Here is a 15,379-nt window from a genome sequence, read left to right as displayed (position 1 = left end):
CCGCCATCCCCGTCTCGTCGATGACGAAGAGGCTCTCCGCGCTCGGTCGGGCGCGGGAGTTCGGCATCCTCCTCGCTTTGGCACTCGTGATCGTCGCCGCCACGACGAACAACTCCAACTTCCTGTTCAGCCCCGACGGCTGGCGCGACCTGCTGCTCACGCCCTCGATCCTCGTGCTGGTCGCTGTCGGGCAGGCCATCGTGCTCATCACCCGCAACGTCGACCTCTCGGTCGGCTCGGTCATGGGGCTCACGGCGTACCTCACCGGTCGCCTGTTCATCGACATACCCGGCATCCCCATCGTCATCGTGGTCGTTGCCGCCGTCGTGTTCGGCGCTCTCCTCGGACTCGTCAACGGGGCACTGGTCGCCTTCGCCAAGGTGCCGGCCATGGTGATCACGCTCGGTACGCTCTACGCCTACCGCGGCATCAACGTGCTGTGGACCGGCAGCGACCGGGTGAACGCGTCCGACATGCCGAAGGACTTCCTCGCGCTCGGCACCGGGCAGCTCGTGGGCATCCCGATCCTCACGATCGTGGCCCTCATCGTGCTCGCCGCGGCCGCCTGGTACATGAAGAACACCCGCGGTGGTCGGGAGTACTACGCCATCGGATCCGATCCGGCGGCTGCGGAGCTCTACGGTCTGCGCGTCACCCGTCGCGTGCTGACCGCCTTCGTCGTCTCCGGCGCGCTCGCCGGTCTCGCCGGAGTGTTCTACGCCGCCCGCTACGGCACCATCAACTCGCAGGCCGGAGCCGGATGGGAGCTCGACGCGGTAGGGGCGGCGGTGATCGGCGGCGTCGCGATCACCGGCGGCATCGGCTCCGTGTGGGGCGCGGCGATCGGTGCGGTGCTGCTGCTCACGATCAACCGGGCGCTCCCCATCCTCGGCATCCCCGACTTCTGGCAGCGTGCCGTCGTCGGCCTGCTGATCATCGGCGCGATCGTGCTCGACCGCGTGCTCGCCGTCCGCCAGAAACGACGGCTCATCGAAGCGAGGGACAAGTCATGACCGCCGCGACAGCGACTGCGACCACCCGGGTCATCCGCGACTTCGACAAGCCGCTCTGGCGCCGCGTGCTCCTCACCAGGGAGATGGCGATCGTCGCCCTGCTGATCGTCGTCATCATCGTCTCCGCGAGCACCGTACGCGGGTTCGGACAGCCGATCACGCTGACGTACCTGCTCCTCGATATCGCGCCGATCCTCCTGATCGCCCTGCCCATGACGCTGGTGATGATCACGGGGGAGATCGACCTGTCGGTCGGCAGCATGGTGGGCCTCTCCAGCGTCGTCACCGGGGCGCTCGTGCAGGGCGGGATACCCTTCGAGGTCGCCGCTCTCGCGGCACTGCTCGTCGGTCTGGTCGGCGGCGCCTTCAACGGATTCCTCGTGACCGTCGTCGGTCTGCCGTCGCTCGCCGTGACCATCGGAACGCTCGCGCTGTTTCGTGGCCTCGCGGTCGGCCTGCTCGGAACGACGGCGGTCACCGAGTTCCCGGAGTTCTGGACCGATCTCGCCAAGGCGAAGCTCGCCGGCACCACGATCCCCGTCATCATGATCCCGTTCCTGCTCCTCCTGGTGGCGTTCATCCTGCTGCTGCACTACACCCCGTTCGGTCGCGGCGTGTACGCGATCGGCCTCTCGAAGGACGCCGCACGGTTCTCGGGCGTGCACGTGGAGCGTACGAAGTTCATCCTCTTCGTGCTCTCCGGGGTGGTCGCCGCGTTCGCCGGGATCTTCTACACCCTCCGCTACGGCAGCGCGCGCGGGGACAACGCCACCGGCCTGGAGCTGCAGGTGATCGCTGCGGTCGTGCTCGGCGGCGTCTCGGTGTTCGGCGGTCGGGGCAAGATCTACGGGGTCGTCGCCGCGGGACTGCTCATCGGCTCGCTCGCCAGCGCACTGCGCCTGATGAACGTGACCTCCGACGTGATCAACATCATCACCGGCGCCCTCCTGGTCATCTCGGTGGTGGCCGCGAGCTTCCTCGCCTGGCTGCAGAAGGCTCGTCGCAGACCGGGACGATACACCACCGGCGCCGCACCCACAGCTTCATGACGCCGACGCCGCGGTTGCGGCACACCCTCACGAAAGGAACAGAACAATGATGTCTGCACGTAAACGTGTGACCGCTGTCGCCGCGCTCGCGGTCGCCGCCGCGGTCGCCCTGTCCGGATGCGCGAGCACCGGTGGTGACAGTGGTGGAGGCGACGAAGGTGACGGCAACCTCGCCGTCACCTTCCTGCCCAAGAACCTCGGCAACCCCTACTTCGACACCTCCAGCAAGGGCGGCAAGGCCGCCGTCGAGGAGTTCGGCGGCACGTTCGCCGAGGTCGGGCCGGCCGAGGCGACTCCCGACGCCCAGGTCAGCTACATCAACACCGCGACGCAGCAGGGCGTCGGGGCACTCGTCGTCTCGGCGAACGACCCGAAGGCCATCTGCGACGCGTTGAACGAGGCCCGCGACGCGGGAGTGAAGGTCGTCACGTTCGACTCCGACACCAACCCGGAGTGCCGCGACGTCTTCGTCAACCAAGCCGATTCGGAGGGCATCGCGAAGGCGCAGGTCGACCAGGTCGCCGAGCAGATCGGCGGTGCGGGAGAGATCGCCGTCCTCTCGGCCTCGGCGAACGCGACCAACCAGAACGCCTGGATCGACCTGATGAAGGACTACCTCGCCAGCGACTACCCCGACATCACCCTGGTCGAGACGGTCTACGGCGATGACGACGACCAGACGTCGTTCGACAAGACCGCGGCCCTGCTGCAGACGCACCCGAACCTTAAGGGCATCATCTCGCCCACGACGGTCGGCATCGCCGCAGCCGCCCGCTACCTGTCCACCTCGGACTACAAGGGCAAGGTCGCGCTCACCGGTCTCGGCACCCCGAACCAGATGCGCGAATACGTCGAGGACGGCACGGTCACGTCGTTCGCCCTGTGGAACCCGGAAGACCTCGGCTACCTGGCGGCCTTCGCGGCGCAGGCGCTGATCGAGGGCGACATCACCGGCAAGAAGGGCGACACCTTCACCGCCGGCGACCTCGGTGAGTACACGGTCGGGGAGGACGGCGTCGTGGTTCTCGGCGATCCGTTCGTGTTCAACGCCGACAACATCGGCGAGTTCGACTTCTGATCAACCTCGGGCGTCCGGCCGGCACCAGTGCCGGTCGGACGCTCCCGGAAAGGTCCTCATGATCCGCGTATGCGTGAAGCTCCAGGTGCGTCCCGAGCTTCTGGACGAGTACCGCGAGCGTCACGCGCCGGTGTGGCCGGAGATGCTCGCCGAGATCGCCGCGGCCGGTCGCCGCAATTACTCGCTCTTCCTCGCTCCCGACGGTGAGCTCATCGGCTACTACGAGACCGACGACGATGTCGCGGCGCAGGCGTACCTGGCCGCGTCGCCGGTCGCCGCCCGCTGGGAAGCCGAGATGGCCCGCTTCTTCGTCGGCCTCGACGGACGCCCGGACCAGGCGGCACCCACACTTCCCGAGGTGTTCCACCTCGAAGACCAGCTCTCCACCTCCGGTCTCCCCAACGAAAGCAGTGCATCGTGAGCATCCTCAGTCCCTCGAACCTCGCCGTCCTCGCCCAGCAGGGCATCGAGCTTCCCAGCTGGGCCTTCGGCAACTCCGGCACGCGCTTCAAGGTGTTCGGCACTCCCGGCACCCCGCGGGACCCGTGGGAGAAGATCGCCGACGCCGCACAGGTCAACCGCTACACGGCACTCGCGCCCGCGGTGGCGCTGCACATCCCGTGGGACGTGGTGGATTCGTACTCCGACCTGCGGAAGCACGCCGAGGACCACGGGGTGACTCTCGGCACCGTGAACTCCAACACGTTCCAGGACGACGACTACAAGTTCGGCGCCCTCACGCACGAGGATGCGGCCATCCGGCAGAAGGCGATCGACCACCACCTCGCCTGCATCGACGTGATGGATGCGACCGGCAGCCGTGATCTCAAGATCTGGTTGGCCGAGGGGTCGAACTACCCCGGCCAGGCCGACATGCGGGGGCGTCAGGATCGGCTGCAGGAATCGCTGCAGGAGATCTACGACCGCCTCGGCGACGACCAGCGCCTCGTGCTCGAGTACAAGTTCTTCGAGCCGGCGTTCTACCACACCGACGTCCCCGACTGGGGAACCTCCTACGCGCAGGTCAGCTCCCTCGGAGACAAGGCGATGGTCTGCCTCGACACGGGCCACCACGCGCCCGGCACGAACATCGAGTTCATCGTGATGCAGCTGCTGCGCCTCGGCAAGCTCGGTTCGTTCGACTTCAACTCGCGCTTCTACGCCGATGACGACCTGATCGTCGGCGCTGCCGACCCGTTCCAGCTGTTCCGCATCCTGTTCGAGGTCATCCGCGGTGGCGGCCTGAACAACCCCGAGGTGGCGTTCATGCTCGACCAGTGCCACAACGTCGAGGACAAGATCCCCGGCCAGATCCGCTCGGTGCTGAACGTGCAGGAGATGACCGCCCGTGCGTTGCTCGTCGACCGCGACGCCCTCACCGCCGCGCAGAAGTCGGGGGACGTGCTCGCAGCGAACGCCCTCTTCATGGATGCGTTCTACACCGACGTGCGTCCGGCCCTCGCCGAGTGGCGCGAGTCGCGCGGTCTTCCCGCAGATCCCATGGCCGCCTACCTCGCGTCCGGCTACCAGGACAAGATCGCCGCCGAGCGTGTGGGCGGTGTGCAGGCCGGCTGGGGCGCCTGAGCTCAGCTCCGCGCGGCGTACTGCTCGCGGATGATCGGGCGATGGTCGACCGCGAATGGGCGAGCCTCGCCGTCGTGCCACGACGGACGCTCGCCGGTGAGCGCCCACGCCGCCTGCACCGCAGCACCGCGGGCGACCGCCTCGTCGATTCCCGGCACCACGATCGGCACGTCGAAGACCTGCGCCGCGATCCGTGAGACCGCCGGGTTGCGTGCGGCGCCACCGATGAGCAGGATGCGCGAGGCCGGTACTCCGCACCGACGGATCGCATCGAGGCCGTCGGCGAGACCGCACAGCAGCCCTTCCACCGCGGCACGCGCCAGGGGCTCGCGACGCGTGGAGGCGAGGGACATGCCGAACAGGGTGGCGGTGGCATCCGGACGGTTCGGGGTGCGCTCTCCCTCGAAGTAGGGCTGCAGCACGAGGCCGCCCGCACCCGGCTCGGACGCCAGCGCCAGGCGCGCGAGCTCGCCGTGATCGACGCCGAGCAGACCCGCGACGGCATCGAGCACCCGCGCCGCGTTGAGCGTGGCGACGAGGGGGAGATGGTTCCCGCTCCCGTCCGCGAAGCCGGCGACCGCTCCGGTGGCGTCGGCGATCGGGTGCTCGGACACGGCGAAGACCGTGCCACTCGTGCCGATCGAGATCACGGCGTCGCCCGGTCGGGCATCGAGTCCGAGCGCGCCGCCGGCGTTGTCCCCCAGCCCGGCGCCGACCACTGTGCCCGCGGGCGTGACCCCCATCCTCTCGGCAGCTCCGAGCACCCGGGGGAGGATCGGGACGCGACCGAACGCGTGCGCGAGCAGATCGAGATCGTAGGCACCGGTCGAGGCGCTCCAGTACGCGGTGCCGCTGGCATCGGACCGGTCGGTGGCGAGCGCGTCGAGGTCGGGGCCGAGGGCGCCGGCACCCGTCGGCCCGAAGCCGCGCAGCCGCCAGGAGAGCCAGTCGTGGGGGAGGGCGACGGCAGCGACCCTGGCGGCGTTGGCCGGCTCCTGCTCGCGCAGCCACCGCAGCTTTGCGCCCGTGAACGATGCCACGGGCACGACTCCGACCCGGCGTGCGTACTCCTCCGCCCCGACCTCCGCCACGAGCGCCGCCGCGGCATCGGCACTGCGGATGTCGTTCCAGAGCAGCGCGTCGCGCACCACGTGCCCCTGGGCGTCGAGCGCCACGAGCCCGTGCTGCTGGGCGGCGACCGAGATCGCGGCGACGTCGTGCAGTCCGCCGGCGTCGACGATCGCGCTCTGGAGCGCCGACCACCAGGCCTCGGGGTCGACCTCCGTGCCGGACGGATGCGATGCCCGTCCGGTGCGCACGACCTCGCCCGTCTCCAGGTCGTGCACACTCACCTTGCAGCTCTGCGTGGACGAATCCACCCCTGCGACGTATGTCGGCATCCGCTTCTCCCTCATCCGTGAACGACCCGTCCGTGAAACGCCAGTCCATGAACGACGGATCCCTTGAACCACCGATCCCGTGAACCACCGATCCCTTGAACCACCAGGGCCGCGAAGACACCGAAGCATCTCCGCGGCCCTGGCCCGGCGGTCACTCGGACTGGCCGGTGAGACCCTCGTAGGCGATGTTGCCGCTCTTCAGGTTCTTGTTCGTCATCTCGCTCAGGTTCTTCAGGAACGCGTCGCGCTCCGTGACCACGTGGCCGATCGCCTCGTCGACGTTGTCCTTCGTGATCGCGGGCATCAGGTAGACCGGGTTCTCCTTGACGTCCTCCCCTCGCACGATGGCGGCGGCGTAGGCGACACCGGCCGACAGCTCGACCGTGCCGTTCTGCAACGAGGTTCCGATGAAGTCACCGTTCTTGACGGCCTCGAGGCCGTCGGCGATGCCGTCGATGCCCACGATCGGCACGTCGGTCATGCCGGCTTCCTTGAGCGCCTGCAGCGCACCGAGGCCCATGTCGTCGTTCTGGGCGATCACGCCGTCGATGTCATCGCCGAAGGCCGAGATCCAGTTGCTGACCTTGTTGACGGCCTCGTCGCGCTTCCAGTTCGCGGTGTCCTTGGCGAGCACCTTCACGTCGGGGTTCTCGGCGAGCACGTTGTCGATGCCCTTTCCGCGGTTGATCTCGCCCGAGCCTCCGAGCGGTCCCTGCAGGATGATGACGTTGCCCTTCCCGTCGAGGGCGTCCATCATCATCTGCGCCTCCTGCTCACCCGCGGCCACGTCGTCCGGCTGCACGGAGCCGGTGAGGTCTTCGCTGTTGAGTGAGGCATTGACGTCGAAGAACGGGATGTCGGCGGCCTTCGCGGCGGCGATCTGAGGCTGCAGCGAGTCGGCCTGCACGGGGATGACGACGATCGCGTCGACACCGGCCGTCACGTACTGGTCGACCTGGCTCGCCTGGGTGTTGACGTCGAGGCCCGCGGAGTTCCACAGGATCTCGATGTTGTTCTCCTCGGCGTAGCGCTCGATGCCCTCTTTGCCCTCCGTGACGAAGGACGACATGTCGTAGACGCTCACCCCGATGGTGATGCGCTCCTGACCGCTGTCGTCTGCGCCGCCGGCGTTCGCGTTCGGGTCGCCGGCGCCGCACCCGGCGAGCATCAGCGCTGCGACGGAGGTGACGGCGAAAGCCGCGGCGATGCGGCTCTTCTTGGTGAACATGGGATTCCTCTCGTTGGGTGGTGCGATGAAGCAGGGTCTTCTTCGTCGGGTGGTCGTCGGGAGCTAGCGGCTTCGTCGTCGGGTCGCCCACACGTCGACGGCGACCGCGGCGACGATGAGCACGCCCTTGATGACCTTCTGCCAGTAGGCGGGCACGGTCAGGATGTCGAGACCGTTGTTGAGCGTCTGGATGAGGAGCAGACCGAGGGCCGTTCCCCAGATGGAGCCGCGTCCGCCGAGCAGGCTCGCCCCACCGATCACGACCGCCGCGATCGCGTCGAGTTCATACCCGACGCCGAGGTTCGGTGCACCGAGGGTGACACGGCTGGCGAGCATGACGCCGGAGATCCCCGCGAGCATGCCGGAGATGGCGTACACGCTGAAGATGGTGCGGCCCACGTTGATACCGGCGATGCCCGCGGCGATCGGGTTGCCGCCGATCGCATACACGCGCATGCCCCACGTGGTGCGTCGCATGATGATCGCGAGTCCCAGGATGCCGACGATCATCAGGATGACCGGGAGCGTGAGCCCCCCGAACTGCGCGTTGGCGATGCGGGAGAAGTCGGCGGGCAGCCCGGTGATGGGGGCGCCGTTGCCCGCGACATAGGCGACGCCGGATGCGAGCGTGAGCATCCCGAGCGTCGCGATGAAGGGTGGCACTTTGATCACCGAGACCACGAAGCCGTTGATCGCGCCGGCGATGAAGCCGACGACGACGCCGGCGACGATCGCGAGCCAGATCTGGTCGGGGAAGGCCTTCGCGGTGAGGCTGCCGAAGACGGCGGATGCGGCGATGACGCTGCCGACCGACAGGTCGATGCCGCCGGTGAGGATCACGAGCGTCTGTCCGAGGGCGATCAGGGCGAAAGGTGCCGCGGCGACGAGGATCGTCTGCAGGTTGTCGACCGTGCCGAAGCGCGCGCTGCGGTAGAGGAAGAAGGCGATGATGAGCACCATCACGATCACCATCGCGTAGCGGATGGCGAGGTCGCCGAACCAGGTGGGGCTGAAGCGCTTCACTTCCGACTCGGGCACGAAGGTCTGCGCGGCGGTGCGGGTGTCGGTCATCGGTGGTCCTTTGCGGAGGGGGCGGTGCTGCTGGCGGGGGCCTCGGAGATGTCGAGTCCACTCGCGAGGCGGAAGATGCGGTCCTGCACGTCGGGCTGCTGGAGGGCGGCCCGGTCGAGCTCGGCGACCACGCCCCCGTCCTTGAGCACGAGAGCGCGATGTGACAGCGCGAGGATCTCCGGCATGTCGCTCGAGGCCATGACCACGGCCATGCCGGAGGCGGCGAGGTCGGTGATGATGCGGTAGATCTCGCTGCGGGCGCCGATGTCGACGCCGCGGGTCGGCTCGTCGAGCAGGAGCACCTTGACCTCGCCGGTGAGCCAACGCGCGAGCACGACTTTCTGCTGGTTGCCGCCGGACAGCGTCTCCATGAGCTGCCCGAGGCCGCGGCTGCGTAGCCTCACCGAACTCATGACCTCGGAGACCGCGTCGACGCGGCTGCGGCCCTTGAGCCATCCGGCGACGGAGAACTGATCCATTCGCGGCAGCGTGGCGTTCGCCAGGATGTCCATGCTGAGCACGGCGCCCGCGCCCTTCCGGTCCTCAGGGACCAGCGCCATGCCCGCGGTGATCGCGTCGGCAGGGCGTCCGCGGCGGACGCGACGGCCCCCGACGGCGATCTCGCCCGCGGTCGAGGAGCGCACTCCGAACAGCGCCTCGATGAGCTCGGTGCGTCCGGCGCCGACGAGCCCTGCGAGTCCGACGATCTCGCCGCGGCGCACCTGCAGGTCGACCGGCTGCGGGGCCGGCGTGTAGTCGAGGCCGCGCACCGAGAGGGCGATGTCGTCGGACGCGGGCGGCAGGTCGGGGAAGAGGTCTTCGAGCTCGCGGCCGATCATCGCGGTCACGATGTCGTCGTCGCTGAGTTCCGAGAGCGGCGCATCCGCCACGAGGCCGCCGTCACGGAGGACCACGACCCGATCGGCGATCGCGCGGATCTCCTCCATCTTGTGCGTGGTGAAGAGGATCGCGACGCCGCGGTCGCGCAGCATCCGCATGTTCTCGATCAGACGGGCCACCTCGCGTTCGGCGATCGCGCTGGTCGGCTCGTCCAGCAGCAGCACGCGGGCGCCGGTGCTGGTCGCCTTGACGATCTCGACGATCTGGCGCAGGCCCACCGGCAGGGACCCCATCCGCGTGGAGGGGTCGATGTCGACGCCGAACTCCGCGAGCATCTCCTTGGCCTCTCTGGCCATGCGACGACGATCCACGAGCCCGAGGCGCCCCCGCAGCTCCCGGCCGACGAAGATGTTCTCGTACACCGTGGTGTCGAGGATCGACGCGAGCTCCTGCGGCACGATGGCGATCCCGCGCTGGTGGGCGTCGCGTGCCGATCCCGCGGCCAGCTCCTCGCCGCGGACCAGCACCTGACCGGCGTCCGCCTTCATCTGGCCGGAGGCGATCTTCATGAGCGTCGACTTGCCGGCGCCGTTCTCGCCCGCGAGGGCGGTCACGGTGCCCGGCTCGAGATGCAGCCCGACGCCCTTGAGCACAGGCACCCCGCCGAACGCCTTGCGGATGTCGACGCACGCGAGCATGTCGGGCTGCTCGTCGAGGGTGATGCTCCCCGTGCGCTCGAGGTCGGTCATGATTCCCTCGCGTGCTCGCGGTCCGGACGCACGATGCTCTTCAGCGTCGACGGGTGGGATGCGGAGTCGAGCGCCGCACGCACCTCGTCGAGGCCGAAGGATCCGGTCACCAGGGCATCGAGGTCGACGGCGCCGGAGGCGACCAACTCGATCGCGGTCGGCCAGGTGTTCGCGTAGCGGAAGATGCCGGTGACGACCAGCTCGCGGTTCTGGATGGTCGAGACGGGAAGGGCGATCTCGTCGGCGCCCATGCCGACCAGGACGGCCACACCACCGGGCTTCAGCGCCGAGATGCCCTGCTTCACGGCGACGGGGGAGCCCGAGGCATCGACGAAGGAGTCGTATCCCGAGCCGAGGGGACCTGCGGCGGGGTCGACGGCCTCGGTCGCGCCGAAACGCAGGGCGACCTCCCGGCGTTCCGCCATCGGATCGCTGATCACGATCTCGGTGGCGCCGAAGGCCCGTGCGGTCTGCGCGGTGACGATGCCGATGGGGCCGGCCCCGGTGATCAGCACCCGGCTGCCGGGGCGTACCTCCGCCTTCTGCACGGCGGCGATGGCGACGGACAACGGCTCCATGAGCGCCGCGGCGTCGTCGCTCACGGAGTCGGGGACGGCGTAGGCGAAGTCGCCCTGGATCGCGACGTACTCCGCGAAGGCGCCGTCGATGGGCGGGGTGGCGTAGAACTCGATGCGCGGGCAGAGGTTGTAACGGCCACTCCGGCAGAACTCGCACACGCGGCACGGGTGCTGCGGTTCGATGGAGACGCGCTCGCCGAGGCGGGAGTCATCGATGTCGGTGCCGACCGCGACGATGGTGCCGCCGGCCTCGTGGCCGAGGACGAGGGGCTCCTCCACGACGAAGTCGCCGATGCGTCCCTCGTGGAAGTAGTGGACGTCGGAGCCGCAGATGCCGACCGCGTTCACCCGGACGATCACCTGATCGGGGGCGGGGGTCGGCACGGGGCGGGTCTCGATCGTCAGCTCGCCGGCTCGGACCAGCACGCTCGCACGCATGGTCGTCGGCAGTTCAGTGCGCTTCATCGGGCTCCTCGTGGTGCGTGTGCAGTCGCGCGGTCGTGATTGCTCGACCGACATTAGCCATGCGTGACGGATGAGACAACTGGGCGCTCAGATGAGCGCAAGTGGTCGAATCCGGATATGCTGATCGGACTTGGCGGCGTGAGAGGAAGAGACGACATGGGACCCGATGAGCTGGTGCGGATCTCGCACGTCGCGCGCCGGCATTACCTCGACGGACGGACGAAGATCGAGATCGCGGAAGAGCTCGGCCTCTCGCGCTTCAAGATCGCCCGGATGCTGGAGGATGCGCTCGAGCAGGGACTGGTGAAGATCACGATCGAGGCGCCGGACTCGCTCGATCTCGACCTGTCGATGCAGCTGCGCGCCCGGTTCGGCCTCACGCGCGCTCTCGCGGTGATCACCCCGGGGACGGCGCCAGAGCTGATCCAGGACCGACTGGGTCGCGCCGCCGCCGACCTGCTCAGCGAGATCGTCACCGACGGCGACGTGCTCGGGCTCACGGCCGGTCGCACCCTGACCGCGATGGCCGGGCACCTGCGCACCCTGGCGACGTGCGAGGTCGTCCAGCTCGCCGGTGTCGCCGCACCGACGCCGGAGAACGGCGTCGAGGTGATCCGCCAGGTGAGTCGCATCTCGGGCGGTCGCTCCCGTGCCATCTTCGCGCCCCTGCTCGTGGAGACCGCCGCGACCGCCTCCGCTCTGCGGCGCGAACCCGGCATCATGGAGACCTTCCGCCGGTTCGACTCGGTGACCAAGGCCGTCGTCGCGGTCGGATCGTGGAGTCCGCCAGACTCTCAGCTCTACGACAACGCGGGGAGAGCGGGTGCGCTCGACGAGTTGCTCGCCGCCGGCGTCAAGGCGGAGATCTGCGCGACGCTCATCGATGAGAACGGAGCCGTGGTGGGGTCGGTGGCCGAGCGCTCGCTCGCGGTGTCCACCGAGCAGTTGCGGCACATCCCCGAGGTGATCGCGGTGGCGGGCGGCCCGTCGAAGACAGGTGCCGTCATCGCTGCGCTGCGTTCCGGGATCGTCGACTCCCTGGTGACGGACGCGGCTCTCGCCCGACGGCTTCTCGAGTCGCCGGTCTGAGCACGACCGGCGCACCGCATCAGCGCGGGGCGGGGTCGTAGTTCCGCAGCTCGGTGGAGGCGCGCACCATGCGGCGCAGGTCGGCGAGGCCTCCGTGCGCTGCGCCGTGCGCACGGGCCTGCACCAGGAGGTTGCCCATCGATGTGGCCTCCGACGGTCCGGCCGTCACCCTCCGGCCGGAGCGATCCGCGACCGCCTGGGCGAGGATCGACGACTCGGAGCCGCCCCCGACCAGATGGATCACCCGCACGTCCACGCCGGAGAGCGTCGCCGCTTCCTCGACCTGCCGCGCGACGAAGGCGCCGAGGCTCTCCAGCACCAGCCGCACCACGGCGGCGCGGTCGGTCGGCATGCGTCCGCCGGACTCGGCCACGAGCTCGGCGATGCGCGCGGTCATCTGCCCCGGCCGCAGCAGGCGGGGGTCGCCGGTGTCGACCAGCACTCCGGCGCTCGGGGCGGCGTCCGCACGAGCCAGCAGGTCGCGACGGGCGGCGGTGCTGCGCGCACCCCAGCCGTCGAGCCCCCATTCCCGCATGCATTCGTTGACGATCCAGAGTCCCGCGGCGATGCGCAGGAACCGCACGGTGCCGTCGAGGCCGAGCTCGTTCGTGAAACCCGCTTCCCGGGCACGGTCGCCGGTGATGAGGTGATCGACCTCGACGCCGGTGAGGATCCAGGTGCCGCACGAGACGTACGCGAAATCCTGATCGCGGGCGGGCACGGCGATCACCGCGCTCGCGGTGTCGTGCGAGGCTACGGCGGTGATGTCGGTCGCGTCCCCAGGGGCGAGGATCCCTTCGGAGACGCGGCCGGTCACCGTGCCGGGGGAGACGACGTCGGGGAAGATCCGCGATGGCAGGCCCAGAGCCTCGATCCGCCTGACATCCCAGCCGCCGCCGCGGGGGAGTGCGAGGCCGGTGCTGGAGACGTTCGTGGCCTCGGCGACGTCCGCGGCGCCGAGCCAGCGTCCGAGCAGGTCGGGCATCAACAGCATCTGCTGCACGGTGTCGAGTCGTCCGGCCTCCCGGTCGGCCGCCAGCTGATAGATCGTCATGATGGGGAGCGCGGTGACCCCGGTCGTGCGGAAGGCCTCTGCGGCGGGCAGGACCTCCTCGACGATCGGGAAGCTGCGCTCGGTGCGCGCGTCGCGCTGATGGAACGGGGCATCGAGGAGACCGTCGTAGCCGAGCAGGCCGTAGTCCCCCGACCACGCGTCGACGCCGATGCTGGTGAAGGCCGGCCCTTCCCTGCGCAGTCGGGTGAGGCCGACGAGTGCATCGCGATACAGCCGTTGCGCGTCCCAGCGCAGGCCGAGCTCATCCGTGAACGCACGGTTGCGGAAGCGGTGCACCCCGTCGATCCGCAGCCGGTCGCCGTCGACGGTCGCGCTCACGACACGACCGCTGGACCCGCCGAGATCGACGGCGGCAGCTCGGAAGGTCGCCGAGCCGAGGGGCAGTTCGGGCATGCCACTCAGCCTATGGCCGGGCCTATGGTTCGGGCCTACGGTCCGGTGAGCCCTCAGACGCTGGTGTATCCCCCGTCGATGAGGATGCTCTGCCCCACGACATAGCTCGACCGCTCACTCGCGAGATAGACCAGGAGGTCGCCGAGCTCTTCGGGCTGTCCCATGCGCCCCGCCGGGATGCGCCGTACCCACTCGTCGGCCATCTCCGGGTTCTCCGCCACGAAGTCCCTGGTCATGTCGCTGGCGAAGTATCCGGGGGCGATCGCGTTGACGCGGATGCCGAGGGGCCACCATTCGATCGCCGCGCTCTTCGTGAACATCGACACCGCGGCCTTGGAGGTGTTGTAGGCGGCCTGGGTCTGCGGGATGTTCACGGCGAACGCCGACATCGACGACACGTTCACGATGCTGGCCGGGTTGCCGCGGTCCGACTCGACGTGCCGGCGCGCGAACTCACGGCTCGTGACGAACGTACCGGTGACGTTGACGTCGAGCACACGCCGCCAGTCCTCGGGGGTGGTCTCGAGGAGGGGTGTGCCCGATGTGATGCCCGCGCTGTTGACGAGCACGTCCGCCGTGCCCAGTCGTTCGCCGATGATGTCGAAGGCAGCGGCGACGGATGCTTCCGAGGTGACGTCGACGCTGACGCCCAGGCAGCGTCGTCCCGACGCGGACTCCAGGGCATCGGCGGCTTCGGTGACGGTGTCGAGGCGGTCGAGGAGTGCGACCGCGGCGCCCGCGGAGGCGAGGGCCTCGGCCATGGCGTAGCCGAGGCCCCGCGCTCCGCCGGTGACGACGGCCACGCGGCCGAAGAGAGGTTCCGTGGTGTTTCCGAGCATGAGCAGAGCCTAGCGGTGGCGCTCAAGCTGAGACACTCACCGCTCATATGAGCGCGTGCGACCGATGTCGTCGGTCGCGCGATCGGTCTCGTCGCGCGCACCGGATAGATTCCTCCCATGGCTCTTTCCGGCAATCTCGAGGCGCAACGACGCCGAGACGAACTCGTCGAACTCGCCAACGGCCCCCAGGGTGTGATGATCGAGGCTGCGGCCGAGCTCTTCGCGGTGTCGTCGATGACGATCCGTCGAGACCTGCTCGAACTCGAGGCCGAGGGTCGCGTGCGCCGCGTGCGTGGCGGGGCGACGGCCGCGCCGCGGGCCCGCCCCTTCGACGCGCGTCGGGCCATCAGGGCCAGCGCGAAGCGCGCGATCGCCGAGAAGGCCCTGCGTCTCGTCCCCGCCCAGGGGAGCGTCGCCTTCGACGCCTCCTCGACGGTCAACATGCTCGCGTCGGCGATCGGGCCGCGTGCGGGGCTCACCGTCTACACGAACTCGTTCGAGTCGTTCCAGGTGCTGCAGCCGCTCGGGGGCGTCACCGCGGTGATCTCCGGCGGGACGGCCGAGCCCACGACGGGCAGTCTCGTCGGGCCGATCGCCCGCCGGAGCATGCGCTCGGTCTACTTCGACGCATTCTTCTCCTCGGCGGATGCGCTCGACGGTGCCGACGGCACGTCCGAGGTGTCGGTCGAAGAGGCCGAGTTGAAGCAGGCGATGGCCGCGAACGCCGGGACGACGGTCGTGTGCGTCGACTCCAGCAAGCTCGGCCGTCGCTCGGTGGCGCGCGCGCTCGACCGTGACGAGATCTCCGTGCTGATCACGGAGCTCGATCCCGCGGACGAGCGGCTCGATGCCTTCCGAGGGGTCGCCGACATCCTCTGATCACCGGCGCCCTTCTCCTTGACGTCGATTCATGTTATCTTTCACATGA

General features: G+C 69.2%; 14 protein-coding genes. 7 read left to right on the top strand and 7 right to left on the bottom strand.

Annotated features, from left to right (window positions below; all coding sequences use genetic code 11):
- Nucleotides 1-20 precede the first annotated feature (20 nt).
- Genes AB4070_RS11125 through rhaI form a run of 5 tightly spaced genes read left to right on the top strand, consistent with a single transcriptional unit; the run spans nt 21 to nt 4,724 of the window.
- On the top strand, nt 21-1,013 hold the full coding sequence (locus tag AB4070_RS11125; RefSeq protein ID WP_441980566.1) for an ABC transporter permease: 993 nt from the start codon (nt 21-23) through the stop codon (nt 1,011-1,013).
- The gene (locus AB4070_RS11120) at nt 1,010-2,062 is read left to right on the top strand and encodes an ABC transporter permease (protein WP_441980144.1); all 1,053 of its coding nucleotides are present in this window, start codon (nt 1,010-1,012) and stop codon (nt 2,060-2,062) included. Before AB4070_RS11125 ends, AB4070_RS11120 begins: the two co-directional genes overlap by 4 nt.
- A 46-nt stretch (nt 2,063-2,108) precedes the next feature.
- Nucleotides 2,109-3,140, top strand: coding sequence for a rhamnose ABC transporter substrate-binding protein (gene rhaS / locus AB4070_RS11115; protein WP_441980143.1), 1,032 nt, complete (start codon nt 2,109-2,111; stop codon nt 3,138-3,140).
- Nucleotides 3,141-3,198: 58 nt separating this feature from the next.
- Complete coding sequence (locus tag AB4070_RS11110) at nt 3,199-3,561, top strand: L-rhamnose mutarotase (RefSeq protein ID WP_058633004.1); 363 nt, start codon at nt 3,199-3,201, stop codon at nt 3,559-3,561.
- Nucleotides 3,558-4,724 carry an L-rhamnose isomerase gene (gene rhaI, locus AB4070_RS11105; RefSeq protein WP_441980142.1) on the top strand — a complete coding sequence of 389 codons (1,167 nt, stop codon included), beginning with the start codon at nt 3,558-3,560 and terminating at the stop codon, nt 4,722-4,724. The genes AB4070_RS11110 and rhaI overlap by 4 nt, the downstream gene beginning before the upstream one ends.
- A gap of 2 nt (nt 4,725-4,726) precedes the next feature.
- On the opposite strand, the gene xylB is transcribed toward rhaI, so the two are convergent.
- From xylB to AB4070_RS11080, 5 genes are all read right to left on the bottom strand, one after another.
- Nucleotides 4,727-6,124, bottom strand: coding sequence for a xylulokinase (gene xylB / locus AB4070_RS11100; protein WP_441980141.1), 1,398 nt, complete (start codon nt 6,122-6,124; stop codon nt 4,727-4,729).
- Nucleotides 6,125-6,275: 151 nt separating this feature from the next.
- A complete protein-coding gene (locus AB4070_RS11095) occupies nt 6,276-7,292 on the bottom strand; it encodes a substrate-binding domain-containing protein (RefSeq protein ID WP_419775731.1) in 1,017 nt (338 codons plus the stop codon).
- 123 nt (nt 7,293-7,415) lie between these two features.
- A complete protein-coding gene (locus AB4070_RS11090; protein ID WP_045263874.1) occupies nt 7,416-8,423 on the bottom strand; it encodes an ABC transporter permease in 1,008 nt (335 codons plus the stop codon).
- Nucleotides 8,420-10,012, bottom strand: a complete 1,593-nt coding sequence (locus AB4070_RS11085; RefSeq protein ID WP_441980140.1) for a sugar ABC transporter ATP-binding protein — start codon at nt 10,010-10,012, stop codon at nt 8,420-8,422. The genes AB4070_RS11090 and AB4070_RS11085 overlap by 4 nt, the downstream gene beginning before the upstream one ends.
- Complete coding sequence (locus tag AB4070_RS11080) at nt 10,009-11,055, bottom strand: NAD(P)-dependent alcohol dehydrogenase (protein WP_441980139.1); 1,047 nt, start codon at nt 11,053-11,055, stop codon at nt 10,009-10,011. Before AB4070_RS11080 ends, AB4070_RS11085 begins: the two co-directional genes overlap by 4 nt.
- 156 nt (nt 11,056-11,211) lie before the next feature.
- On the opposite strand from AB4070_RS11080, the gene AB4070_RS11075 reads away from it, so the two are divergent.
- Nucleotides 11,212-12,144: a sugar-binding transcriptional regulator gene (locus tag AB4070_RS11075; protein WP_441980138.1), complete on the top strand. Its 933-nt coding sequence runs from the start codon at nt 11,212-11,214 to the stop codon at nt 12,142-12,144.
- Nucleotides 12,145-12,163: 19 nt separating this feature from the next.
- Here the strand turns inward: AB4070_RS11075 and AB4070_RS11070 are convergent, their stop codons facing one another.
- Together AB4070_RS11070 and AB4070_RS11065 are read right to left on the bottom strand one after the other, a co-directional pair.
- Nucleotides 12,164-13,612, bottom strand: coding sequence for a rhamnulokinase (locus AB4070_RS11070; protein ID WP_441980137.1), 1,449 nt, complete (start codon nt 13,610-13,612; stop codon nt 12,164-12,166).
- Between the two features lie 53 nt (nt 13,613-13,665).
- Nucleotides 13,666-14,451: an SDR family NAD(P)-dependent oxidoreductase gene (locus tag AB4070_RS11065; RefSeq protein ID WP_441980136.1), complete on the bottom strand. Its 786-nt coding sequence runs from the start codon at nt 14,449-14,451 to the stop codon at nt 13,666-13,668.
- Between the two features lie 117 nt (nt 14,452-14,568).
- Between AB4070_RS11065 and AB4070_RS11060 the strand changes: the two genes are divergently transcribed.
- Nucleotides 14,569-15,330 (top strand): DeoR/GlpR family DNA-binding transcription regulator, encoded by a 762-nt coding sequence (locus AB4070_RS11060; protein ID WP_441980135.1) that lies wholly within the window; start codon nt 14,569-14,571, stop codon nt 15,328-15,330.
- The last annotated feature ends 49 nt before the right edge of the window (nt 15,331-15,379 follow it).

This window comes from Microbacterium sp. 2RAF4 (assembly GCF_052115285.1).
Taxonomy (GTDB): domain Bacteria; phylum Actinomycetota; class Actinomycetes; order Actinomycetales; family Microbacteriaceae; genus Microbacterium; species Microbacterium oxydans.
The sequence above is the reverse complement of the archived record's forward strand: the minus strand, read 5'-3'. Positions and strand labels throughout refer to the sequence as shown.

Bases quoted from the DNA above. Each gene is read 5' to 3' on its own strand.
- AB4070_RS11125 (WP_441980566.1), top strand. From the start codon at position 21: ATGACGAAGAGGCTCTCCGCGCTCGGTCGGGCGCGGGAGTTCGGCATC.
- AB4070_RS11120 (WP_441980144.1), top strand. From the start codon at position 1,010: ATGACCGCCGCGACAGCGACTGCGACCACCCGGGTCATCCGCGACTTC.
- rhaS (WP_441980143.1), top strand. From the start codon at position 2,109: ATGATGTCTGCACGTAAACGTGTGACCGCTGTCGCCGCGCTCGCGGTC.
- AB4070_RS11110 (WP_058633004.1), top strand. From the start codon at position 3,199: ATGATCCGCGTATGCGTGAAGCTCCAGGTGCGTCCCGAGCTTCTGGAC.
- xylB (WP_441980141.1), bottom strand. From the start codon at position 6,124: ATGCCGACATACGTCGCAGGGGTGGATTCGTCCACGCAGAGCTGCAAG.
- AB4070_RS11095 (WP_419775731.1), bottom strand. From the start codon at position 7,292: ATGCTCGCCGGGTGCGGCGCCGGCGACCCGAACGCGAACGCCGGCGGC.
- AB4070_RS11090 (WP_045263874.1), bottom strand. From the start codon at position 8,423: ATGACCGACACCCGCACCGCCGCGCAGACCTTCGTGCCCGAGTCGGAA.
- AB4070_RS11085 (WP_441980140.1), bottom strand. From the start codon at position 10,012: ATGACCGACCTCGAGCGCACGGGGAGCATCACCCTCGACGAGCAGCCC.
- AB4070_RS11080 (WP_441980139.1), bottom strand. From the start codon at position 11,055: ATGAAGCGCACTGAACTGCCGACGACCATGCGTGCGAGCGTGCTGGTC.
- AB4070_RS11075 (WP_441980138.1), top strand. From the start codon at position 11,212: ATGGGACCCGATGAGCTGGTGCGGATCTCGCACGTCGCGCGCCGGCAT.
- AB4070_RS11070 (WP_441980137.1), bottom strand. From the start codon at position 13,612: ATGCCCGAACTGCCCCTCGGCTCGGCGACCTTCCGAGCTGCCGCCGTC.
- AB4070_RS11065 (WP_441980136.1), bottom strand. From the start codon at position 14,451: ATGCTCGGAAACACCACGGAACCTCTCTTCGGCCGCGTGGCCGTCGTC.
- AB4070_RS11060 (WP_441980135.1), top strand. From the start codon at position 14,569: ATGGCTCTTTCCGGCAATCTCGAGGCGCAACGACGCCGAGACGAACTC.